Source organism: Pseudovibrio sp. POLY-S9 (assembly GCF_001431305.1).
Lineage (GTDB): Bacteria > Pseudomonadota > Alphaproteobacteria > Rhizobiales > Stappiaceae > Pseudovibrio.
Map to the genome: position 1 here is coordinate 1 of NZ_LCWX01000196.1, position 335 is coordinate 335.

1 protein-coding gene is annotated in these 335 nt (G+C 49.6%); it reads left to right on the plus strand.

Annotated elements, in window-relative coordinates:
* Nucleotides 1-335: S8 family serine peptidase (locus tag PPL9_RS32465; RefSeq protein WP_161831301.1), on the plus strand; the 335-nt coding region annotated here is incomplete at both ends.

The window sequence follows — 335 nt, forward strand, 5'->3', positions numbered from 1 at the left end:
GAAGACTATGGACAGGTTGACTACAGTCATCCGGACTTGCTGCCCAATATTGATGATGAAGCGTTGCGCACGCAAAATCCAAACATTGAACCGACACAACACGCGACATTGGTGGCCGGTGTTATTGGCGCTGCACGCAATGACATTGGATCAGTTGGCGTTGCTTATGATGCAACGCTTACAAGCGAAGGCATTCGGGAGAGCGATCTCAACCCACTGTTCAACTGGCAACGATATGATATTGCCAACAACAGTTGGGGGACAGAAGATCTTTTTGCGAACGCAGTCGTCGACCAAAATGGCAACTCTGTAAGCACAACGCTGCTTGAACAGGC